The 20,791-nt window shown below is 71.9% G+C and carries 23 protein-coding genes; 6 read left to right on the top strand and 17 right to left on the bottom strand.

Features of this window, described 5'->3' with window-relative positions; all coding sequences use genetic code 11:
• Positions 1–11: 11 nt before the first annotated feature.
• A complete protein-coding gene (locus ABEA24_RS06110) occupies positions 12–593 on the top strand; it encodes a TetR/AcrR family transcriptional regulator (protein WP_345429659.1) in 582 nt (193 codons plus the stop codon).
• A gap of 71 nt (positions 594–664) precedes the next feature.
• Here ABEA24_RS06110 and ABEA24_RS06105 read toward each other — a convergent pair whose 3' ends face one another.
• On the bottom strand, positions 665–877 hold the full coding sequence (locus ABEA24_RS06105; protein ID WP_345429658.1) for an EF-hand domain-containing protein: 213 nt from the start codon (positions 875–877) through the stop codon (positions 665–667).
• 243 nt (positions 878–1,120) lie between these two features.
• Here ABEA24_RS06105 and ABEA24_RS06100 point away from each other — a divergent pair, with 243 nt between their 5' ends.
• The 5 genes from ABEA24_RS06100 to ABEA24_RS06080 all read left to right on the top strand — a co-directional run bounded on the left by ABEA24_RS06100 (position 1,121) and on the right by ABEA24_RS06080 (position 6,508).
• Positions 1,121–1,912 (top strand): glycerophosphodiester phosphodiesterase family protein, encoded by a 792-nt coding sequence (locus tag ABEA24_RS06100; protein WP_345429657.1) that lies wholly within the window; start codon positions 1,121–1,123, stop codon positions 1,910–1,912.
• Positions 1,913–1,944: 32 nt separating this feature from the next.
• Positions 1,945–3,306, top strand: a complete 1,362-nt coding sequence (locus tag ABEA24_RS06095) for an MFS transporter (RefSeq protein WP_345429656.1) — start codon at positions 1,945–1,947, stop codon at positions 3,304–3,306.
• Positions 3,307–3,489: 183 nt separating this feature from the next.
• Positions 3,490–4,692 carry an acyl-CoA dehydrogenase family protein gene (locus ABEA24_RS06090; protein WP_345429655.1) on the top strand — a complete coding sequence of 401 codons (1,203 nt, stop codon included), beginning with the start codon at positions 3,490–3,492 and terminating at the stop codon, positions 4,690–4,692.
• 17 nt (positions 4,693–4,709) lie between these two features.
• Positions 4,710–5,723: a phosphotransferase family protein gene (locus ABEA24_RS06085; protein ID WP_425551162.1), complete on the top strand. Its 1,014-nt coding sequence runs from the start codon at positions 4,710–4,712 to the stop codon at positions 5,721–5,723.
• Between the two features lie 26 nt (positions 5,724–5,749).
• Complete coding sequence (locus ABEA24_RS06080; protein ID WP_345429653.1) at positions 5,750–6,508, top strand: SDR family NAD(P)-dependent oxidoreductase; 759 nt, start codon at positions 5,750–5,752, stop codon at positions 6,506–6,508.
• Between the two features lie 24 nt (positions 6,509–6,532).
• On the opposite strand, the gene ABEA24_RS06075 is transcribed toward ABEA24_RS06080, so the two are convergent.
• The 16 genes from ABEA24_RS06075 to ABEA24_RS06000 all read right to left on the bottom strand — a co-directional run bounded on the left by ABEA24_RS06075 (position 6,533) and on the right by ABEA24_RS06000 (position 20,686).
• A complete protein-coding gene (locus ABEA24_RS06075) occupies positions 6,533–7,573 on the bottom strand; it encodes an MBL fold metallo-hydrolase (protein WP_345429652.1) in 1,041 nt (346 codons plus the stop codon).
• 71 nt (positions 7,574–7,644) lie between these two features.
• A complete protein-coding gene (locus ABEA24_RS06070; RefSeq protein WP_345429651.1) occupies positions 7,645–9,141 on the bottom strand; it encodes a class I adenylate-forming enzyme family protein in 1,497 nt (498 codons plus the stop codon).
• A 113-nt stretch (positions 9,142–9,254) separates the two neighbouring features.
• A complete protein-coding gene (locus ABEA24_RS06065; protein WP_345429650.1) occupies positions 9,255–9,575 on the bottom strand; it encodes an EthD domain-containing protein in 321 nt (106 codons plus the stop codon).
• 18 nt (positions 9,576–9,593) lie between these two features.
• Complete coding sequence (locus tag ABEA24_RS06060) at positions 9,594–9,971, bottom strand: hypothetical protein (protein WP_345429649.1); 378 nt, start codon at positions 9,969–9,971, stop codon at positions 9,594–9,596.
• Complete coding sequence (locus ABEA24_RS06055; protein ID WP_345429648.1) at positions 9,968–10,378, bottom strand: nuclear transport factor 2-like protein; 411 nt, start codon at positions 10,376–10,378, stop codon at positions 9,968–9,970. The genes ABEA24_RS06060 and ABEA24_RS06055 overlap by 4 nt, the downstream gene beginning before the upstream one ends.
• 288 nt (positions 10,379–10,666) lie before the next feature.
• Positions 10,667–11,293 carry a TetR/AcrR family transcriptional regulator gene (locus tag ABEA24_RS06050; RefSeq protein WP_345429647.1) on the bottom strand — a complete coding sequence of 209 codons (627 nt, stop codon included), beginning with the start codon at positions 11,291–11,293 and terminating at the stop codon, positions 10,667–10,669.
• 79 nt (positions 11,294–11,372) lie between these two features.
• Positions 11,373–12,521, bottom strand: coding sequence for an acetyl-CoA C-acetyltransferase (locus ABEA24_RS06045; RefSeq protein ID WP_345429646.1), 1,149 nt, complete (start codon positions 12,519–12,521; stop codon positions 11,373–11,375).
• 25 nt (positions 12,522–12,546) lie between these two features.
• Positions 12,547–13,341, bottom strand: a complete 795-nt coding sequence (locus ABEA24_RS06040) for an enoyl-CoA hydratase-related protein (RefSeq protein WP_345429645.1) — start codon at positions 13,339–13,341, stop codon at positions 12,547–12,549.
• On the bottom strand, positions 13,338–14,111 hold the full coding sequence (locus ABEA24_RS06035) for an SDR family NAD(P)-dependent oxidoreductase (protein WP_345429644.1): 774 nt from the start codon (positions 14,109–14,111) through the stop codon (positions 13,338–13,340). The genes ABEA24_RS06040 and ABEA24_RS06035 overlap by 4 nt, the downstream gene beginning before the upstream one ends.
• The gene (locus ABEA24_RS06030) at positions 14,108–14,884 is read right to left on the bottom strand and encodes an SDR family oxidoreductase (RefSeq protein ID WP_345429643.1); all 777 of its coding nucleotides are present in this window, start codon (positions 14,882–14,884) and stop codon (positions 14,108–14,110) included. The genes ABEA24_RS06035 and ABEA24_RS06030 overlap by 4 nt, the downstream gene beginning before the upstream one ends.
• On the bottom strand, positions 14,881–16,110 hold the full coding sequence (locus ABEA24_RS06025) for an acyl-CoA dehydrogenase family protein (protein WP_345429642.1): 1,230 nt from the start codon (positions 16,108–16,110) through the stop codon (positions 14,881–14,883). Before ABEA24_RS06025 ends, ABEA24_RS06030 begins: the two co-directional genes overlap by 4 nt.
• A gap of 67 nt (positions 16,111–16,177) precedes the next feature.
• Complete coding sequence (locus ABEA24_RS06020) at positions 16,178–17,152, bottom strand: phosphotransferase family protein (RefSeq protein WP_345429641.1); 975 nt, start codon at positions 17,150–17,152, stop codon at positions 16,178–16,180.
• Positions 17,149–18,351: an acyl-CoA dehydrogenase family protein gene (locus ABEA24_RS06015; protein WP_345429640.1), complete on the bottom strand. Its 1,203-nt coding sequence runs from the start codon at positions 18,349–18,351 to the stop codon at positions 17,149–17,151. The genes ABEA24_RS06020 and ABEA24_RS06015 overlap by 4 nt, the downstream gene beginning before the upstream one ends.
• Before the next feature lie 18 nt (positions 18,352–18,369).
• On the bottom strand, positions 18,370–19,515 hold the full coding sequence (locus tag ABEA24_RS06010; RefSeq protein WP_345429639.1) for a thiolase family protein: 1,146 nt from the start codon (positions 19,513–19,515) through the stop codon (positions 18,370–18,372).
• Complete coding sequence (locus tag ABEA24_RS06005; RefSeq protein WP_345429638.1) at positions 19,512–19,913, bottom strand: Zn-ribbon domain-containing OB-fold protein; 402 nt, start codon at positions 19,911–19,913, stop codon at positions 19,512–19,514. The genes ABEA24_RS06010 and ABEA24_RS06005 overlap by 4 nt, the downstream gene beginning before the upstream one ends.
• Positions 19,898–20,686 (bottom strand): enoyl-CoA hydratase/isomerase family protein, encoded by a 789-nt coding sequence (locus ABEA24_RS06000; RefSeq protein ID WP_345429637.1) that lies wholly within the window; start codon positions 20,684–20,686, stop codon positions 19,898–19,900. The genes ABEA24_RS06005 and ABEA24_RS06000 overlap by 16 nt, the downstream gene beginning before the upstream one ends.
• Positions 20,687–20,791 lie beyond the last annotated feature (105 nt).

Below are 20,791 nucleotides of genomic sequence, written 5' to 3'. Positions count from 1 at the left end.
CTCTGGACAACATGCGCACGACAACGGAGCGGATCACGATGACGCCCGGGGCGCGCCGGCTCCTGGAGGCCGCCGCCCGGCTGTTCTACGAACGCGGCATCCACGCCGTCGGGGTCGATCTGATCGCCGCCGAGGCGGGGGTGACAAAGAAGACCCTCTACGACCGGTTCGGGTCCAAGGACCAGATCGTCGTGGAGTATCTGGCCGACCGCGACGAGCGCTGGCGGGCCTTTCTCGGCGACCGTCTCGGCGCGGCCCGGCCCGCCACGGCCGCCGGCCGTCTCCGGGCGGCGTTCGACGCCTCGAAGGAGTGGATGGAGGGCACCAGCCCCCGGGGATGCAGCATGGTCAACGCCCACGCCGAGATCACCGACCCGGCCCATCCGGCGGCGGCGATCATCGCGGGGCAGAAGCAGCGGATGCTCGACCTGTTCACCGACCTGGCCCGGGAGGCGGGCGCGGCCGACCCCGGTGGGGCCGGCCGTACGCTCATGCTGCTACACGAAGGGGCGCTCGTCGCCCACGGTCTGGGCGTCTTTCCCGACCCCATCCCGCACGCCCGGGACCAGGCCCTCGCCCTGCTACCCGTCTGACACCGGCGAGCTCCGGCACGGCCCGGCCGGGAACCATCGAGGGCCCGCCGAGCGGGCGGGCCCGGCGACGGTCAGCCCTGCGACATGTAGGCGGCGAACTCCTCCAGGGAAATCTCACCGTCGCCATCGGAGTCCATCCGGCGGACGACCTCGGCGGCCGCCTCGTCGGTGATCTCCTCCCCCAGGGCCTTCATCAGCAGCTTCAGCTCCGGCGCGGAGACGCGCCCGTCCTTGTTCACATCGACGATCTCGAAGGTCGCCGCGTAGGCGCTGGTGTCCGGCACGATCACGAGCCTTCCCGGTCGGAGGTACGGCGGCTCCCATGAGCCACGACGGACACACAACCTAGTGGAAGAGATGCCCGACTTGCGGCGAATCGCCGGTCGACGATGTTCGTGCCGGTGGATTCGGTCCGTGCCCGGGCGGATAAACCGTAGGCGATCAGGCCACCGCCTTTACGTAGTAAGGTAACTACGTTGGAAGGTGGCCTCACCCGCCGAACCCGCTGACGATCCGACAGGTGCTCCGTGTACGAATATCTCGACCATCCCGGCCCGATCCCCTTCGCCCACCGCGGCGGCTCTCCCGACGGCCGCGAGAACTCCCTGGCGGCCTTCGAGCGCGCGATCGGCCTGGGCTACCGCTACCTCGAGACGGACGTACGCGCCACCGCCGACGGCGTCCTGGTCGCCTTCCACGACGCCACCCTCGACCGGGCGACCGACCGCACCGGCCCGATCGCCCGGCTCGCCTTCTCCGAGGTCGCCAAGGCGCGGATCGCCGGCCGCGAGCCGATCCCCCGCCTGGAGGAGATCCTCGCCGCCTGGCCCGCCGCCCGCCTCAACATCGACGTCAAGGCCGAGAGCGCCATCGGCCCGCTCGCCGAGATCCTGCACCGCGCCCGCGCCTGGGACCGGGTGTGCGTCACCTCCTTCTCCTACCGGCGCCTCCGGCACGTCCGCGCCCGCATGCGCCTGCTGTCCGGCCGCGACGTGTGCACGGCCCTGAGCCCGCTGGGCGTGGCCACGCTGCGCGCCCGGTCCGTGAGCGGGCCGCTGGGCCGGCTGGTGCGCCTGGCCGAGCTCGGCGTGCCGTGCGCCCAGGTCCCCGAGCGCGTCGGGCGCACCCCGCTGGTCACCGAGGCGTTCCTGGCGACCGCACACTCCCTCGGCCTAAAGGTGCACGTCTGGACGGTCAACGACCCCGCCGACATGGAACGCCTCCTCGACCTCGGCGTTGATGGCATCATCACCGATGACATCGAGGCCCTGCGCGACGTCATGACCGCCCGCGCGCAGTGGTCGGCGGCCACCGCGTAGGGCCGGAGAACACGGGCGGCCGAGGAGGACGCGTGGGCCTGGCCCCCGTCGGCACCCCCGCCGACACCATCCCCCGGGACCGGCGGCGTGAGCAGCACGGCTGGTACTTCTACGACTGGGCCAACTCCGCCTTCTACACCACCGTCGTGTCGGTCTTCCTCGGGCCGTACCTCAGCGACGTGGCCAAGGCCGCGGCCGACGCCCGCGGGTTCGTCCACCCTCTGGGCGCCGACATCCGGGCCAAGGCGGTCTATCCCCTCGCCGTCACCCTTTCGGTGATCCTGCAGGTCCTCGTCCTGCCCCTGGCCGGCGCGCTGGCCGACCACACGGGACGCAAACGCGAGCTGCTCGGCGCGTTCGCCTACGTCGGGGCGTTCGCCACCATTGGCCTGTACTTCGTGGGCGGCGGCCGGTACCTCCTCGGCGCGGCGCTGTTCGTCGTGGCCAACCTCGCGCTGGGCGCTTCCAACGTCGTCTACAACTCCTTCCTGCCCGACATCGCCGAACCCGACGAACGCGACGCGGTGTCCTCGCGCGGCTGGGGCCTGGGCTACCTCGGCGGCGGCCTGCTGCTCGTGCTCAACCTCGTGCTGTTCCTCCTGCACGACGACTTCGGGCTGACCAAGGCGGCAGCGGTGCGCATCAGCCTGGCCTCGGCCGGCGTCTGGTGGGCGGCGTTCACCCTCATCCCGCTGCGCACGCTGCGCAACCGGCACCGCGCGCCCGCGGCCGAGTCGCTGCCCGCCGCCGTACGCGCCGGGTTCACCCAGCTGGCCGGCACCCTGCGCGACGTGCGCAACCGGCCCGTGACCCTGCTGTTCCTGCTCGCCTTCCTCGTCTACAACGACGGCGTGCAGACGGTCATCACGATGTCGGCGACGTTCGCGACCGAGGAGCTGAAGCTGGGCCAGACGAACGTCATCGCGGCCGTGCTGCTGGTCCAGTTCGTCGCGTTCGGCGGGGCGCTGCTGCTGGGCCGCCTCGCCGAACGGTACGGCACCAAGCGGGTCGTGCTGGCCTCCCTGATCGTCTGGGTGGTCGTCGTGCTGGCGAGCTACGCGCTGCAGCGCGGGTCGGCCGCGCAGTTCCTGGCCCTGGCCGCGGCCATCGGGGTGGTCCTGGGCGGCACGCAGGCGCTGTCGCGGTCGCTGTTCTCCCACCTGCTGCCCCGCGACCGTGAGGCGGAGTACTTCGGCTTCTATGAGCTCAGCGACAAGGGGACGAGCTGGCTGGGGCCGCTGGTGTTCGCCGCCGCCCTGCAGTGGACCGACAGCTACCGCACCGCGATCGCCTCGCTGATCGTCTTCTTCGTCGTCGGCTTCGGGCTGCTGCTGACCGTGAACGTCCCCCGTGGCATCCGCGAGGCCGGAAACCCCCTCCCTCGCCGACTCTGAGGATCGGCCCGGACCGGCGTCCGCGCTCGACGACGCCGAAAACCAAATCCGATTCGAGCGATAGGCGTTGGCCGGACCACCTGCTCGAACCGGACTCCCCTTGCCAACTTGAGTTCAATTTGGGAAGAATGTAGACGCGTCCGCTCGCAGCGGCAAGACCGCATGGCCAGGCCAGGGGTGAGGGTGTCCATCGATTTCGAGGTCGACGAGAGGGCCGCCGACATCGCGCGGCGCACCACCGCTTTCGTCCGGGATGTGGTGCTGCCCGAGGAACAGGCGTCCGACGGGAACGTCCACGCCGGGCCGGAGCCGCTTCGACGTCGGCTGCAGGAGGCGGCCCGGGCGGCGGGCGTGTTCGCCCCCCACGTCGGTGAGGAGTGGGGCGGGCTCGGGCTGGACCTGCGCGGCCAGGCCGTGGTGTTCGAGGCCGCGGGGTACTCGCTCCTGGGGCCGCTCGCGCTCAACTGCGCGGCGCCCGACGAGGGCAACATGCACCTGCTCGAAGTGGTGGCGACCGAGGAGCAGAAGGAGCGGTACCTGCGCCCGCTGGCCGCCGGCGAGGTGCGCTCGTGCTTCGCGATGACCGAACCCGCGCCCGGCGCCGGATCCGACCCGCGCGCGCTCGCCACGACCGCGACCAGGACCGCGAGCGGTTGGCGGATCGACGGCCGCAAGTGGTTCATCAGCGGCGCGGACGGCGCCGCCTTCGCCGTCTGTATGGCGCGCACCGGCGGGGTTCCCGGAGACGCCGGCGGCGCGACGATGTTCCTCATCGACGCCGACAACGCGGGCATGAAGATCGTCCGGAACATCGACACCCTGGACCAAGGCCTGTTCGGCGGGCACAGCGAGATCGTTCTCGAAGGTTGCGAGGTCGGCGACGACGCGGTGCTGGGCGCGGTGGACCAGGGCTTCCCGTACGCGCAGGTACGCCTCGGCCCCGCCCGGATGACCCACTGCATGCGCTGGCTCGGCGTGGCACGCCGTGCCCAGGACATCGCCCTGGACCGCGCGGCGGACCGCTCCGCGTTCGGCGGGCCGCTGGCCGAACTCGGCATGGTGCAGCAGTTGCTCGCCGACAACGAGATCGACATCGAGACCGGCCGTGCGGTGCTGTGGCGGGCCTGCTGGGAGCTGGACCAGGGACGCGAGGCCGCCCAGCACACCTCGATCGCCAAAACGTACGTCTCCGAGGCGGTGAACCGGGTGGTCGACCGGGCCGTGCAGGTGTGCGGAGCGCTCGGCATCTCGGGCGATCTCCCACTCTCGCGGCTGTACCGGGAGGTCCGTCCGTTCCGCATCTACGACGGCCCCTCCGAGACCCATCGCTGGGCGATCGCCAAACGCGCGGTGCGCGCGGCGCGTGAACGGAGGGCCGCACGGTGACCGAGCCCGGGGGCGCCATGGCCGCCGTCGGCATCGACGGACCCGCGCTGCAGCGCTACTTCGAACGCCACGTCCCCCAGTGCGCGGGGCCGCTCCGGGTCACGCTGATGCACGGCGGGCGGTCCAACCTCACCTACGAGGTGACCGATGGGACGCACCGCTGGGTCCTGCGCCGACCGCCGCTGGGCGTGCTAACCCCGACCGCGCACGACATGGACCGCGAGTACCGCGTCGTCGCCGCGCTTCGCCATACCGAGGTGCCGGTCGCACGCGCCGTGCTGTCGTGCACCGACCCCACGGTGATCGGGGCGCCGTTCTGCGTCGTCGACTTCGTCGAGGGGACGGTGCTGCGCGACGGCGACGAGGCGGCCACGCTGGACCCCGCCGACGCCCGGCGCAGCGCCGAGGCGCTCGTCGACGTCCTGGTGGACCTGCACACGGTCGATGCCGCCGACGTCGGGCTGGACGACTTCGGCCGTCCCGAGGGATACCTGGAGCGTCAGGTACGACGGTGGCGCGGTCAGTGGGACAAGGTCGCCACCCGCGCGCTGCCCGGCGTCGGCGAACTGCACGGCCGCCTGGCCCGGGCCCTCCCCGTGGCCGGTGCCCCGGCGATCGTGCACGGCGACTACCGCCTGGACAACGTCATCCTGGCACCCGGCGACCTCCGGCGGATCGCCGCGGTCGTGGACTGGGAGATGGCGACGCTCGGTGATCCCCTGGCCGACCTCGGGATGCTGCTCATGTACTGGGAGCCGGCCTGCGAGCCGGTCCTGGGGGTACGCCACGTCCCGACCGCCAACCCCGGCTTCCCATCCGGCCGGGAGCTGGCCGAGCGGTACGCCGAGCGGTCCGGCCGTGACCTTGAGGCCCTGACCTTCTACCGGGCGCTGGCGTACTTCAAGCTGGCCGTCATCGCCGAGGGCATTCACGCCCGCCACCTCGCGGGCCGGACCGTCGGCCCCGGATTCGAGCGGGTGGGGTCGGCGGTGCCCGCGCTGCTGCGCTCGGGATTGGAGCTGCTGCCGTGACCGACACGCCGAGTGAGGGAGGACCCGTGCACGGCCGACTGTCCGGGCAGATCGCGATGGTCACCGGTGCGACCGGCGGCATCGGGGAGGCGGTCGTACGCCGCCTGGCCGCCGAGGGCGCCGCCGTGGCGGTGACCGACGTGGACGCCGGTCCCTGTGAGGACCTGGCGAAGGAACTGGCGGCCGGCGGAGCGAGGGCACTCGCTCTCCCGCTGGACGTCACCGACGAACAGCGGTGGCGTGCCGCGATGGAACGTGTCGTCGCCGAGTTCGGCGGCCTGTCCGTGCTCGTCAACAACGCGGGCATCGCCGAGATGCGAACCGTCGAGACCGAGACCCTGGAGACCTGGGACAAGGTCATCGCCGTCACCCAGACGGGCGTCTGGCTCGGCATGAAGCACGGAGGGCCCGCGATCGAACGCGCCGGCGGCGGCTCCATCGTCAACATCGCGTCGATCTTCGGTACGGTCGGCGGGTTCGGCAGCCAGTTCTCCTACCACGCGGCGAAGGGCGCGGTGCGCCTGATGACGAAGAACGCCGCGCTGCACTGGGCGGAGCGCGGCGTACGCGTCAACTCGATCCACCCCGGCTTCATCGAGACCCCGCGTTCGCGGGAGCTGTGGCGCGGCACGCCCCGCCACACGGCGATGGTCGAGGGCACTCCCATGCGGCGGCTCGGCCGGCCCCAGGAGGTCGCCGGGGCGGTGGCGTTCCTGGCCTCCCAGGACGCGAGCTTCGTCACCGGCTCCGAACTGTACGTGGACGGAGGCTGGACGGCCCGCTGAAGCGCGGCGGGCCGCCCGCGCGGCTCACCGGACGCGGGTGTACCGGTTCACGCCGGCCACGGACGCGACGCCGGCCCGGCCCTGCAGGACGAGGACGTCCAGGTGCGCCGCCGTCTCGTTGATCGCGAGCATCTGGTTGAAGGCGCTGAGCTCGCCGAATCGCACCTGCCGACGCGTCCAGCCCAGCCTCCGCGCCACCGCGTGGGCGTCGAGCGTCTCCTCCCCCAGCGCGGACAGGCTCTTGTCCAGCCGGTCGTCGTGGTGCGCGAGCAGTTCGGTCACCCGCGCGTGGGCGCTGTCGGCGACCGGTCCGTGCGCGGGCAGCAGGCGTGCGTCGGCGTACCGGGTCATGAGCCGGAGCGAGTCCAGGTAGTCGGCGAGCGGGCGGCCGCCGGACTCGGCGAGTTCGAAGCCGATGGACGGGGTGATGTGCGGCAGGACGTGGTCCCCGGAGAACAGCAGCCCACGCGCTTCGTCCAGGTAGACGACGTGTCCCCTGGTGTGTCCGGGCGTCGGTACGACCTGTAGCCCGATGTCGCCGAAGCGGACGGCCTCCGCGCCGAGCCAGCGATCGGGGGCCTGCCAGACGGCGGGATCGTAGCCGCCGTGATCCATCGCACCGATGCGGTCGGCCAGGTCCCCGGCCCCAGCCCGGCGCAGCGTCGCGAGGGAGCTCGCCGGTACGTCGCTGCGCAGCCGGTGGAGCATCTCCAGGCCCGGGCGTTCCCCCATGCCCAGGTAGACCCGTGAGCCCAGCAGCCGGCGCAGTTCCACGGCGTGCGTGTAGTGGTCGCGGTGGATGTGCGTGACCAGGATGTGGCCGACGTCGCCGAGGTCCCGGCCGATGGCGGCCAGACCCTGCTCGAGCGCCTTGCGCGCCTCGGGGATCGCCCATCCACCGTCGATCATGACGATGCCGCCGTCGTCGGCCGGGTTCTCCAGAACATAGACGTTGACGGCGCGCAGGCCGTCGCCGGGCAGCGGGAGGGGAATGCGGTGGACTCCGGGCCGCAGAGTCTGAACTCCCGGCGTCGCCCATGCCCCGCGGTCGAACCGCGCCGTCATCGCCTTTCCTCTCTCCCGGGACACCGCTGCGATCCGCCGGCGGGATGCCGTGCCGTCAACGTTCCGTCGCCTCAGGCCGGATCGGCCGCGCGGTCGCGCAGCCGGGCGGCCAGGTCCCGGGCCCCGGCCCGGTCGAGCTTTCCGACCTTGGTCTGGGGCAGCTCCGCGACGCTGTAGACGTACTCGGGCCACTTGCCCTTGGACAGGCCGGCACTCTCCAGGTATCCGGTCACCTCGGGCAGCGAGATGTCACGGCCGTCCTCGGTGACGACCAGCAGCGCGACGCGCTCGCCGAGCACCTCGTCGGGGACTGCCGCGACGCACGCCGACGCCACCCGCGGACAGCCGGCGATGGCACGCTCGATCTCGGTGATGTCGATGTTGCGGCCGCCGCGGATGATGACGTCCTTCTCCCGGCCCATGATGGTGATGGTGCCGTCCTCATGGGTCATCAGCAGGTCGCCGGTGGGGAAGTAGCCGTCCGCCGTCAGCTCGGGCGGGTGGACACGCCCGTCGCGGGCGTAGCCGAGAAAGAGGGAGGGGCCGCGCACCTGCGCCCGGCCGGTCACGCCCGGGCCGGCCACCCGCCCGTCGAGCGTGATCGCGCGAACGTCGGTCCCCGGGAAGGGCCGCCCGTCCCTGCCGAGCCGGATCTCCTCGGGGTCCCCGGGACCCGGGGAGGTGTGTCCGAGGCACTCGGACATGCCGAAGACCCGCAGGATCCTGGTGCCCAGGGACCGTTCGGCGCGGGCGAGGGCTCCGCGGTCCATGGGCCCGCCGCCGACGGTGATCGACCGGGCACGGCGGAGGACCCTGGAGCCTGCGGCCTCGCCTCCCATCTGCAGCGCCATGGTCGGGACGCACATGGTCCAGCGGACATCAGCGCCGGCCATCCGCTCCAGCACGACGGCGCGGTCCCACTTGCGCGTCAGGACGAGCGGTCCGCCCAGCAGCAGGGCGAGGTAGACGCCGAAGCAGTATGCCGCCGTCGAGGACAGCGGCACGATCGCGGCGATGGCGTCACCGCGGGACAGCCCGTTGATGCCGATGGTGCTCGCTGTGGCGTAGCGCAGGGCCTCCTCGGACTGGACGACGCCCTTGGGCCGCCCGGTCGATCCCGAGGTGAGACCGATCAGGACACCGCCCGACCACCGCGACACGTCGCTCGGCCGGGACGCGGACCGCGGCTTCCAGCCGTCGAGCACCGTGCCCGCCGAGGCCGGCAGCAGATCGTGCACCGCCCATTCCTCCATCGCCGAGGGCTCGGCGACGACGGCGTCCGGGCGGATGTCCTCCCAGGCGGTGGCGAACTCGTGAGGGGTGGTGTGCCGGTTGACCACCGCGAGCGTCCCGCCCCGCAGGCCGACGGCGAGGGTGGCGGCTACGGTGCGCCATGAGTTGTCGGCCTGGAGCATGACGGTGCCGCCCGCGGCGGCGGACAGTGCTCCGGCCAGCCGGGCCGCCTCGTCGAGCAGTTCCCGGGCCATGTGGGGGCCACTGTCGTCGATGACGGCGACGAAATCGGCCTCCTCGGCCCTCTGCTGGAACTCCCGCGTTACCTGTCGCATCCTGTTTCCTCGCTGCGCTGTGCCCCGACCTGCGTCCGCCCGACACCCCCGGCTCCCCGACCCGCCGTCCCCACGGCGCCACACCGGCCCGGCGGCCCGGCTGCCCGGCGGCCTCAGGCGGTGAACATCTCCGCCTCGTGTCCCATGACGGCGATACGGCGGCCCCTCATGTCGCCGACCTGTGCCACCGCGTCCGCCCACTCGGGGCTCGCGAGGGCCTTCTTGAGATCCTCCGGGGAGTCGAAACTCAGCACGGAGATCCCGTCCCAGCCCTCGGATCGCTTCTCCAGCGCGTCATCGATCTCGGTGTGCCGCCAGGCCCGCAGGCCGGGCAGGCGGTAGGTCAGTTCCGCGTGGTCGCCCCGCCACCAGTCGATGAACTGCTGGTGGGTCCACTCCGGGGGCCGGGACGCGAGCAGAATGAGGTTGTACATGAACGTCTCCCTCTCCGGTCAGTCGAAGCGGATCTCGGACGACCGGCCGATCAGCAGGCGCTGTAGCCGTCCTTCGCCGTTCACCCGCCCGGCGGCGACGAAGCTGGCCTCGGGGACGCCCCCGCGCCGTACCTCTCCCAGGAACAGTTCGTCCCGGCCGACGGTGGTCGCCGACAGCAGATGGTGGGTCCGGGTTCCCTTCTCGCGCTGTTCGAGATAGCCGACGAGGGCCGCGCGGCTCCCGGCGAAGTCGGCGGCGTTGCCGTCTCCGGTGGAGAACAGGATGGACAGCGAGAAGTCCTCGCTGATCAGGTCGAGGATCCTGGCGGGCTCGTCACCGTCGAGGATCTTGAACCATTCGGTGAGGAACGGCGCCGCGGTGGAGGACTCGGTCATGCCCGGCTCCTGTCGGTCGGGGTCTTCGAGGCGGCGGATTCGGGCCGGCCGGCCTGCCCGGTCCAGTCGACCAGCTGGAATGAGGTGCTGAAGAACGCCTGGTAGCGCGCCAGGAGCCCGCCGGGTGAGACCACCGCCGCCGACAGGAACGAGCCGACGTAGCGCCCGCGCTCCGTCACCACGCCGTAGACGATCTCGGTGTCACCGTCCCTGCTGTAGCGCAGGACCTCGTGTGCCCGGTCGACCGGATTGCGCCCGGCGATGTAGGCCGCGAAGTCCTCCCGGGACGTTCCGGTGACGTCCTTGCCCGGCAGGGCGATGAGGAAGCGGAAGTCGGGTTCGAGCAGTTCCAGTGTCTGCTCCGGATGCTGACTGTCCATGCTCGCCAGATATGCACGCAACGTCATGAGTGTGCGCCCTTTCATCCGGCGGCCGTTCGACGTCCTGAGGTGTCGGTCACCGACGGACCGACGGAGGCGCCGCCGGCCACGGCGGACCGATTTGAGCCAAGTTCAGTTCAGTTAGGATCGTAACGAGACGGAAACGCACCTGGCAAGAGTGGTCGACGGACCGATCGCGGTGGTTCCAGGCGCGGGGAGACACTCACGGCCGTCAAGCCAAAGGAGAACGCCGAAGAGCCCTCCGGCGGACGAACGTCCAGCCGGAGGGCAGGGAGACGGCAGGGGCCTCGGGCCTCACATGGCGACGATGCGCACGCAGGCGTCCTCGATCAGATCGCTGATCTCCGACAGCGGCGTGGGCCCCGACGGCCGGTACCACCGCCACACGCTGACGATGAGGCCGAGCACGCTCGCGCCGAGCAGCTGCGCGTCACGCAGCGGGAAGGCCCCCTGGGACATGCCGCGCACGAGGAGGTTCGTCCAGTCACGCTCGACCACCTGGACCAGCTGGCGGGCCGCCACCCGCTCGGCCTCCTCGCGCTTGGACTTGCGGGCGCCGGACAGCAGATCCATGTGGTTGTGGAGGATGCGCATCTGCAGGACCTCCTGGTCGGAGACGTCGTACGCCGCGCGGACCGCCGACCGCAGCGCGTCGGCCGGCTCGGCGACGCCCGCGGTCGCCTCCGTGAACTTGTCGTGGGACCGCTGCAACTCCAGCCGCATGATGGTGAGCAGGCAGTGGGTCTTGGACTCGAAGTAGTGGTAGAGCGCGGTCTGCCCGATGCCGACCCGCTCCGCCACGGTGGACCACTTGGTGGCCTCGAAACCCGTCTCCCCGAAGCAGTCGACCGCTGCCGCGAGGATGGCCACGCGTTTGGACCGCGGCCCCGCCTCCGGTTCTTCGACGAAGCTCGCTGCCATGACCTGCCTCCTGACCCTGGATCACCCCGTCCGCAACCGAGCGTAGACCCAAGCTGAACTCGGTTGCGAATCGGCTGAGTCACAGGCGCTCGATGACGGTGGCGTTCGCCATGCCGCCGCCCTCGCACATGGTCTGCAGGCCGTAGCGTCCCCCGGTTCTGTGCAACTGGTGGACAAGCGTGGTCATGAGCCGGGCACCCGTCGCCCCGAGCGGGTGTCCGAGCGCGATCGCGCCGCCGAAGGCGTTGACCCGCTCCTCATCGGCGCCGATCTCCTTCTGCCAGGCGATGACGACCGGCGCGAAGGCCTCGTTGATCTCGATCAGGTCGATGTCGCCGATCGACATCCCCGCGGTCTTCAGGACCTTCTCCGTGGCGGGGATGGGACCGGTCAGCATGAGGATCGGGTCGGAGCCGACCACGGCCATGGCGTGCACGCGGGCCAGCGGCGTCAGGCCGTGACGGCGCACCGCCCCTTCGGAGGCGACCAGCAGGGCGGCGGCACCGTCGGAGATCTGGCTCGAGACGGCGGCGGTCAGCCGGCCACCCTCGGTGAGGGTCTTCAGGCGGGCCATCTTCTCGAGGGTGGTGCCGGCGCGGGGACCTTCGTCGGCGGTGAGCCCGAAGGCCGGGGCGATCTCCGCGTCGAAGGCCCCGTCGGCCTGGGCGGCCAGGGCCCGCCGGTGGCTGGTGAGCGCGAACCGCTCCATGTCCGCACGGGAGATGCCCCACTTCTCGGCGATCAGCTCCGCTCCCCGGAACTGGGAGACCTCCTGGTCGCCGAAGTTCTCACGCCAGCCGTCGCCCGCGTACGGGGTGCCCATGCCCGCCTGTTCGCCGACGACCATCGGTCCGCCGATGGGAACCAGGCTCATGACCTCCACGCCACCGGCGATCACCAGGTCGGCGGCGCCCGATCCGACGGCCTGGGCGGCGAAGTGCACGGCCTGCTGGGAGGAGCCGCACTGGCGGTCGATGGTGGTACCCGGGACCTGCTGCGGAAGCCCCGCCGACAGCCACGAAGTGCGGGCGAGGTTCCCGGTCTGCGCGCCGATCTGGCTCACGCAGCCGAAGTACACGTCGTCGACGGCTCCGGGGTCGACACCGGTGCGTTCCAGCAGGGCACGCAGCGCGTGGGCGCCGAGGTCCGCCGGGTGCGCGCCGCTGAGCGCGCCTCGCCGGCGGCCGACAGGGGTGCGGACGGCTCCGACGATGAAGGCTTCCGGCACGGTGATCTCCAAGTGGGTTCGGCGGTCAGGGACGGGGCGGGACGCGGGTGAAGTCCGGCGCCCGCTTGCCGAGGAAGGCCGCGACGCCCTCGCGGCCCGTATCAGAGGCGGCCAGGGCCGCGATGGAACGGGCCTCGGCGTCCAGGTGCGGGCCCAGGTCCCCGGTCAGCCCGGCGGCGACGAGCCGGCGGGTGGCCCCGAAGGCGGCCGTGGGCCCCCGGCGCAGCGCGTCGGCCGTTCGCTCGGCCTCGACGGTCAGCGAATCCGCTGCGACGACCCGGCTGACCAGCCCGATCTCCGCCGCCTCCGTCGCCGGCACCCGGCGGTTGGTCAGCAGCAGGTCCAGAGCCCGCTTAGGACCGACGACTCGGGGCAGGAACCAGCTGACCCCGGCGTCCGGCGAATAGCCGATGCCGGTGTACGCCGCGGTGAACGACGCGTCGTCGGCCGCCAATGTCACATCCGCCGCCACGGCCAGGCCGATGCCGGCACCGGCCGCCGCGCCCTGCACGGCGGCCACCAGGGGCGCGTCGATGGCGGCGAACCCGCGCAGGGCGTCGTGCAGAGCGTCGGTCACCGCGATCAGGTGCTTCTCCAGCGCCTCACCCGAGAGCGTGGCGAACTCCCGCAGGTCGCCGCCGACGCAGAACGACCGCCCCTCCCCGGTGAGCAGCACGGCCCGTACGGGCTCGCGAGCGCAGGCCCGCGCCGCCTCCCGCAGCCCGCGCGCCGTCTCCAGATCGATCGCGTTGCCCGCCTCGGGCCTGCGGAGGGTGACGCGGGCGAGGCCGCCCTCGTCGATCTCGAAACCGACTCTCATCGCGCGGTCCACCCGCCGTCGACGGTCAGGACCTGCCCGGTGCAGTACGAGGAGGCGTCCGAGGCGAGGAACAGGAGCGCGCCGTCGAGTTCGTGCTCGTGACCGCCGCGGCGCAGCAGCGTGTTGCGCTCGACCCATCGGCCGGAGCGCTCGTCGCCGAAGAGGTCGGCGGTCATCTCGGTGCGGAACCAGCCCGGCGCGAGCGCGTTGACCCGTGTTCCGCCGCCGCTCCACTGGCCGGCCAGCTCGCGGGTCAGGCCGATCAGCCCGGCCTTGGACGCCGAGTAGCCGGCCCCGCCCAGGGGGGCGGTGGTGACCAGGCCGAGGATGGAGGCGACGTTGACGATGCTCTTGCCCTGGGCCGGCACGGCGGCCTCGGCGGTGAGGCGGGCCAGATGGTACGGGGCGGTGAGGTTCACGGCGAGGACACCGGCGAAGGCGTCGGGGGATTCGGCCTCCGCGCGCGTCTCACCGGGCACGGCGGCGTTGTTGACCAGGACGTCGATGCGGCCGGTGGCCGTCACCGCCGTCTCGACCAGCCGCACGCGGTCCGCCTCCGAGGAGACGTCACACGTGACGGGGTGGATGCGCGCGTCGGAGTCGGCGAGCGCCTTGAGCCGATCGGTGCGGCGGGCCGCGGCGAACACGGTGGCGCCGGCCTGGGCGAGGACGGTGGCGAAGCGTGCGCCGAGCCCGGCGGAGGCCCCGGTGACGATCGCCGTGCGGCCCTCCAGCGAGAACAGGTCGGAGACGGGCCGGGGCGCGCTCACTCCTCCACTCCGATCGGCAGGGCGGTCGCGCCGCCGTCGAGCACGAGGGTCTGGCCGGTCATCCAGGAGGAGGCGTCGCTCGCCAGGAACAGCGCCGCGTTCGCCACGTCCTCCACCGTGCCGAGGCGCCGCAGGGGCAGCCTGGCGGTCAGGATGGACTCGCGGGCCTCCCACACCGCACGCGCCAGCTCCGTCTTGATCAGCCCGGGGGCGATGGCGTTGACCCGTACGGCGGGCCCGAGTTCGTAGGCGAGCTGCCGGGTCATGTGCAGCATCGCGGCCTTGGTGGCGTTGTAGTAGCCGATGTGCGGATCGACGATGAGCCCGCCGACCGACGCGATGTTGATCACGGCTCCCCCGTGCGCGCCCATCCAGGCCTGCCAGGCGAAACGCGTCCAGGCGAGCATGCCGTACTGGTTGACGCGGACGGTCTTCTCCGCGCGCGGCAGGTCCAGGCCGAGCAGGTCGCCGTGGTAGGGGTTGGTGGCCGCGTTGTTGACGAGGACGTCGATCCGGCCGAGTCGCTCCATGGTCTGGTCGACGCACGCCTCGGCCTGGTCGGGTTCGCCGGCGTTGGCCACGACCGTGAGGACGTCGCCGTCGCCCTTGACGCGCAGCAGTTCCTCCCGCGCCGTGGCGAGCCCCGCCGCCTTGCGGGCGGCGATCACCACGTGCGCTCCGGCGGCGCGGTAGGCGATGGCGATGCCGAGGCCGATGCCGCGCGATCCGCCGGTGATGACGGCGACCCTGCCCTCCAGAACGTTGGTGTTCACGCTGTTCCCGCCTTGTCGTCGGTCTTCCGGTACTTGGCCAGTTCCTGGCGTGCCACCGTCCGCAGATGCACCTCATCCGGTCCGTCGGCGATGCGCAGTGCCCGCGTGATGGAGAACAGGCGGGCGAGCACCGTGTCGTCGCTGACGCCGGCCGCGCCGTGCGCCTGCACCGCGCGGTCGACCACCCGGTGGGCCACGTCCAGCGCCGCCACCTTGATCGCGGCGACCTCCATGCGGGCGGCGGCGTTGCCGACGGTGTCCATCAGCCAGGCCGACTTGAGCACGAGGAGACGCAGTTGCTCGATCTCGATGCGGCTGCGGGCGATCCACTCGCGCACCACGCCCTGGTCGGCGAGCGGCCCGCCGAAGGCGACGCGTTCGGTTACGCGCTCGCACATCAGCTGCAGGGCCCGCTCGGCGAAGCCCACGGCGCGCATCGCGTAGTGCATGCGCCCGGGGCCGAGACGCCCCTGGGCGATCGCGAACCCCTCGCCCTCCCCAACGAGGATGTTCTCCACCGGCACGCGGACGTTCTCGAAGAGGACCTCGCCGTGGCCGAGCCGGTCGGTGTAGCCGAACATCGGCAGGTCGCGCACGACGGTGACGCCGGGCGTGTCCCGGGGGACGAGCAGCATGCTCTGCTGCCGGTACGTGGGCCCGTCCGGGTCGGTCTTGCCCATCAGGATGATCAGCTTGCAGTCGGGGTCGAGGATGCCGGAGGTGTACCACTTGCGGCCGTCGACGACGTAGGCGTCGCCGTCGCGGGTGATGCGGGTGCGGATGTTACGGGCGTCGGAGCCGGCGACGTCCGGCTCGGTCATCGCGAAGCAGGAGCGGATCTCGGCGTTCAGCAGGGGCCGCAGCCAGCGGTCCTGCTGTTCCGGGGTGCCGTACAGCGCGAGCAGTTCCATGTTGCCGGTGTCGGGGGCCGAGCAGTTGAACACCTCCGGGCCGATGATGGAGCGGCCCGCCAGCTCGGCGAGCGGCGCGTACTCCAGGTTGGTCAGGCCCGCGCCCCAGTCGCCGTGCGTCATGAAGAGGTTCCACAGGCCGTCGGCGCGCGCCTTCTCCTTCAGCTCGATCATCACCGGTGGCAGCGCGTGCGGATCGTCCGCCTCGGCCAGCTGCCGGTCGTAGACGGCCTCCGCGGGAAGGACGTGCTGCTCCATGAACGACCGCATGCGGTCCTGCAGTTCGCGCGCCCGTGGCGAGAATCCGAAGTCCACGATTGCTCCTGTTCACCGGCGCCCGCAACGACGTGGCGGGCGCCCTGGCTCGTTTCGTCGGGCGGGATCAGCCGAGGATGTCGCGCGCCGTGCGGATCATCGCGGCGATGGTGGGCGGCAGTCGTTCCTGATCCGGGTCGTGATGCCTGCCCTCGCGGTGCCGGCGCAGGTTGTGCCCCATGATCGCGGCCATCTTCATGCGGCCGAGCGCCCGGAACCAGCCCAGAGCGGGCGGCGCGGGCCGGCCGTCGAGGTAGGCGTCCAGCAGTTCCGCCTCCGTGGGCAGGCCCGGCACGGCACGCCCGACGCCGGGGAAGTTCCGGTGGTCGGTGAAGAGCAGGAACCAGCCGAGGTCGATGCGCGGGTCACCGACGCTCCAGATCTCCCAGTCGATGACGGCCGCGGCGCGATCCGCGACGCAGAGCACGTTGCCGAGCCGGAAGTCGCCGTGGAGGAGCACCGCCGCGATGTCGTCGGGTGCGTCGTCGGCCAGGCGCGCCAGCAGTTCCTCCGCGCCGGGACGCAGTTCCGCCGGTACGGCGTGCATGGTCCGGCTCCATCGCTCCAGCTCGCCCGCGGCGTCGAGCGGTTCGGGCGGGTCGAGGCCGGGCGTGCGGACATCGGTGTCGTGCAGCCGTCGCAGCACGGAGGCGATGCCCAGCATCCGGGCGCGGGCCGTCGCGGCGGGCACCTCCGGGCCGTCGAGCACGGGCTCGACGGCCTCTCCGTCGACGAGCTCCATGGCGAACCACGCGGGCTGTGTCTCGTCCACGGCCACGACGCCCGGTACCGGTACCGCGGATCCGGCGAGCGCCCTGAGCACCCGGGCCTGGCGCAGTACGTCGTTGCGGCCGATCGGCCGCTGTCCGGAAGGCACGGCCTTGACGACGTACCCGGCCTCGCCCGCGCCGACCGAGTAGGTCAGCCCCGAGTGTCCGCCCGGCAGGGGCCGCAACTCCCCGATCGGCGCGCCGGGATGCCGGCGGGCGAGGTGGTCACGGACCCGTACGGTCAGCTCGGCCGTTCCGGTGAGCGTGCTCATCGGAACGGGTCCTTCGGCAGGCCCAGCACCCGCTCGGCGAGGATGTTCCGCTGGATCTCGTCGGTGCCGCCCGCGATGCTGTACCCGGGCGCGCCCAGCAGGTGCTCCGTCCACGCGTAGGTGCCCCACTGCTCCATGTCGGCCACCAGGCGCGGCCCCAGCAGCTCCGACACCAGGTCGCTCGTGCGCCGCATGGTCTCGGTGGCGTAGAGCTTGCCGACGGACGCCTCCGCGCCCGGCTCACGCCCGGCGACGAGGGCGGCGGTCACCCGCAGGCCGATCAGCCGCTGGACGAGCGTGCGGATGTGCAGGTCGGCCGCCCGCTGCAGCTCACCGCCGGTGAGGGGACGGCGCAGGTGCCCGGCCAGTTCCAGCGCCCGGTCGGCGTTGTCCAGGCCGAGTCCGCCGGAGTCGAGCCGTTCGGCCGCCAGCACGCTGAGGGTGACCCGCCAGCCTTCGCCGACCGGCCCGAGCCGGTCGGTGTCGGGCACCACCACACCGTCGAGGTACACCTCGTTGAAGCTGGTGCCGCCGGTCATCTGCCGGATGGGCCGCACCGTCACGCCCGGCGCGTCCATGCGCACCAGGAACACGGTGATGCCGGCGTGCTTGCGCGCCTCCGGGTCGGTGCGGCACACCGCGACGCCCCAGGTCGCCACCTGCGCCCCGGAGGTCCACACCTTGTGACCGTGCAGCACCCAGTCGTCGCCCTCGCGCACCGCCCGGGTGCGCACGGCGGCGAGGTCGGAGCCGGCCTCCGTCTCGGAGAACAGCTGGCAGGCCAGCTCGTCGGTGCGGAGCATGGGGCGCAGCCAGCGCTCCTTCTGCTCCTCGGTGCCCCAGATGCCGATCGCCGGGGCGACGAGCTGCTGCGTCACCGGGAAGATCTCGGTGCGGTGGGGAACGTCGAAAGCGGCCTCTTCGGCGCGGTAGAGCTGCTCGTAGTACGCGGGCAGGCCCCGCCCTCCGTGGTTCTCCGGCCAGTTCAGCGCTCCCCACCCGTGGTCGTAGCGGGTGCGCTCCCATTCCTGGATGCGGGCGGTGTGTTCGCGTTCCTCCGCCTCGGTCCAGTTCTCGAACACGGCCACGGAATCGGATCCGCTGCCCCACTCTCCCTCGGCGGCGCGCGGACCGGCCACGGTGGCGAGCCACTGCCGGGCCCGCGCGCGGAACTCCTCTGGTCCCGGAATGTCACTCATCGCTACTTCCACCTCCGTTCAGCGGGACAGCACCGTGCACGCGCTGACGCCCGGAGCGCCGTACACGTGCGTGAAACCGACCCTGGGCCCGCCGGGGACCTGGCGCTCACCGGCCCGTCCGCGCAGCTGCTGGACGATCTCGTAGACCTGACGCAGTCCCGAGGCGCCGATGGGTTCTCCGTTGGCGATGCAGCCGCCGTCGGTGTTGACCGGCAGCGCGCCGCCGATCTCCGTGGCGCCGGCGGCGATCAGCCGCTCCTGCTCGCCGTCCTCGCAGAAACCGCACTCGGCCAGGTGCATGACCTCGGCTCCGCTCTCGGTGTCCTGGAGCTGGCGGACGTCGACGTCGGCGGGGGCGATCCCCGCCTGCTCGAACGCGGCGGCCGAGGCGTCACGGCTGACGCTGGTCGGCTCGCCGGCGGGGAGCCACGGGCTGAACACCTCGAACGAGCCGAAGCGCCGCGTCCGTACGACGGCCGAGCACAGGGTGACCGGGGGGCCGTCCAGGGTGCGCGCGACCTCGGGCGAGCACAGCACGAGCGCGGCCGCGCCGGCTCCGGGAGAGCAGAACATGTAGCGGGTCAGCGGGTCGTTGACCATCCCCGAGTCGAGGATCTCCGCGGCCGACAGCGGCTTCCGGCGCCACGCCTCAGGAGTCAGTGCCCCGTTGCGGTACGCCTTCTCGGCGACCAGCGCGAGGGTTCGCGGGCTGATTCCGTGGTCGTGCATGTAGCGACGGATCTTCATGCCGAAGAACTGGGTGGTCACCATCAGGCCGTCGCTGCCGTACTCCTCCCCCAGCCCCCAGTCCTCGGGCCGCGGGTCGAAGGCACCGCGCGGATGCTTGTCGAAGCCGACGGCGAGGGCGACGTCCGCCATGCCCGAGCGGATCGCGTTCACGGCGGACACCAGCGCGCTGCCGCCGGTGGCACAGCCGTTCTTGACGTTGACGAACGCCAGCCCGGTCATGCCGAGCTGCGCCACCAGCGTGTCGGCGAGCCCGGCGCTGTCGCTGCCGCCGAACGCGGCCCGGACCCGCGACCACGGGATCCCCGCGTCGGTCAGCGCGGCGTTAACCGCGCCGACGGCCAGCTGCCGGCCGCTCGCCTCCATCCGGCCGAAGGGGGTGCGCCCGGCACCGCAGATCACGACATCGCCGCTCATGCCCCCTCCTCACCGGGGATCGCGGGCCGGGCCCGCGGGACGCCGTCGCCGGCGGTCACCGTGAGAGGCATGCCGATCCGGATGTCGTCCAGATCGTCGATCTCCAGTACGGCCGCCACCCGGACGCCCTCCTCCAGCTCGACGTAGCCGACCGCGAACGGCTCGAAGCCGCCCGGCGGGACCCGGTAGGGCGGTGACTTCGGGGCGTACCGCTGCACGGTCCAGGTCCAGAGCCTGCCCGCGCCGCTCAGGGCCGCCGGCTCGGCCGGCCCGCCGCAGCGCGGGCAGGTGTCCTCCGCGGGGTAGGCCGTCACCGAGCAGCCGGAGCAGCGCGAGCCGTGGAGCCCGGCGGCCGGGCTCCGCGGAACCGTGGGCATTCCGGTCAGCGCCCCGTCCACTTGGGCTCGCGCTTCTCCAGGAAGGCCGAGACGCCTTCGTTGGCGTCCTCGGAGTTGAGCGCCACGCCCACGGCGAGGTGCTCCATCACCATCAGCGACTGGGTGTCGGCGTCCAGACTCCGGTCGATCGTCATCTTGGTGAGCCACATGGTGAAGGGGCTCTTGTCGATGAGGTCGCCGATGAAGTCCTGCACCGCCGCGTCGAGCTCCTCCGCCGGGGCGGACTTGTTGATCAGTCCGAACTCGGCGGCCTCGACGCCGGAGAGCAGCTTGCCGGTGAGCATCAGCTCCTTGGTCTTACGGATACCGATCATGCGCGGTACCCGGTAGATCGGACCCGCTCCGCCGAACAGCGCGCGCCGGATGTGGAAGTCGCCGATCTGGGCGTCGTCCGCCGCGATGGCGAAGTCGCAGGAGATCATGATCTCGAAGCCGCCGGCGGTGACGTGGCCCTCCAGGACCGCGACCGACGGGGTCTTCATCGAGTAGAGGCGGTCGCACACCTTGGCCGACTTCACGGCGACGTCGATGGCGTTCGACCTGCCGACGTAGTCCGCCTTCAGGCTGTCGAGGTCGAAACCGGAGCAGAAGGTGCCGCCGCGACCGCGCACGACCAGAACCCGCAGTTCGGGGTCCTCGTCGACCTCCGTGATGATCTCGTCGAGCCGGTCCAGGATCGGAACGGTGACGCAGTTCTTCTTCCAGGGACGGTTGAGCCAGACACGCGCGACATGGCCGTCACGCTCGAACTGGATCTCGTCTTCAACTGCCATGACCCCGACCTCCGAGTCCAACTGAACTGAATTCACTACGAGTCTGGCCATCGACCGGCCGCCTGTCAACCCCGCCAACGATCGCTCGATCGTCTTGCGTATAGG

The organism is Actinoallomurus vinaceus (assembly GCF_039542055.1).
Classification (GTDB): domain Bacteria; phylum Actinomycetota; class Actinomycetes; order Streptosporangiales; family Streptosporangiaceae; genus Actinoallomurus; species Actinoallomurus vinaceus.
The sequence above is the reverse complement of the archived record's forward strand: the minus strand, read 5'-3'. Positions and strand labels throughout refer to the sequence as shown.

What these genes read in the sequence shown, in the direction of transcription:
- ABEA24_RS06110 (WP_345429659.1), top strand. Translation starts at nt 12, where the DNA reads ATGCGCACGACAACGGAGCGGATCACGATGACGCCCGGGGCGCGCCGG.
- ABEA24_RS06085 (WP_425551162.1), top strand. Translation starts at nt 4,710, where the DNA reads ATGGCCGCCGTCGGCATCGACGGACCCGCGCTGCAGCGCTACTTCGAA.
- ABEA24_RS06075 (WP_345429652.1), bottom strand. Translation starts at nt 7,573, where the DNA reads ATGACGGCGCGGTTCGACCGCGGGGCATGGGCGACGCCGGGAGTTCAG.
- ABEA24_RS06070 (WP_345429651.1), bottom strand. Translation starts at nt 9,141, where the DNA reads ATGCGACAGGTAACGCGGGAGTTCCAGCAGAGGGCCGAGGAGGCCGAT.
- ABEA24_RS06065 (WP_345429650.1), bottom strand. Translation starts at nt 9,575, where the DNA reads ATGTACAACCTCATTCTGCTCGCGTCCCGGCCCCCGGAGTGGACCCAC.
- ABEA24_RS06060 (WP_345429649.1), bottom strand. Translation starts at nt 9,971, where the DNA reads ATGACCGAGTCCTCCACCGCGGCGCCGTTCCTCACCGAATGGTTCAAG.
- ABEA24_RS06055 (WP_345429648.1), bottom strand. Translation starts at nt 10,378, where the DNA reads ATGACGTTGCGTGCATATCTGGCGAGCATGGACAGTCAGCATCCGGAG.
- ABEA24_RS06050 (WP_345429647.1), bottom strand. Translation starts at nt 11,293, where the DNA reads ATGGCAGCGAGCTTCGTCGAAGAACCGGAGGCGGGGCCGCGGTCCAAA.
- ABEA24_RS06040 (WP_345429645.1), bottom strand. Translation starts at nt 13,341, where the DNA reads ATGAGAGTCGGTTTCGAGATCGACGAGGGCGGCCTCGCCCGCGTCACC.
- ABEA24_RS06020 (WP_345429641.1), bottom strand. Translation starts at nt 17,152, where the DNA reads ATGAGCACGCTCACCGGAACGGCCGAGCTGACCGTACGGGTCCGTGAC.
- ABEA24_RS06015 (WP_345429640.1), bottom strand. Translation starts at nt 18,351, where the DNA reads ATGAGTGACATTCCGGGACCAGAGGAGTTCCGCGCGCGGGCCCGGCAG.
- ABEA24_RS06010 (WP_345429639.1), bottom strand. Translation starts at nt 19,515, where the DNA reads ATGAGCGGCGATGTCGTGATCTGCGGTGCCGGGCGCACCCCCTTCGGC.
- ABEA24_RS06000 (WP_345429637.1), bottom strand. Translation starts at nt 20,686, where the DNA reads ATGGCAGTTGAAGACGAGATCCAGTTCGAGCGTGACGGCCATGTCGCG.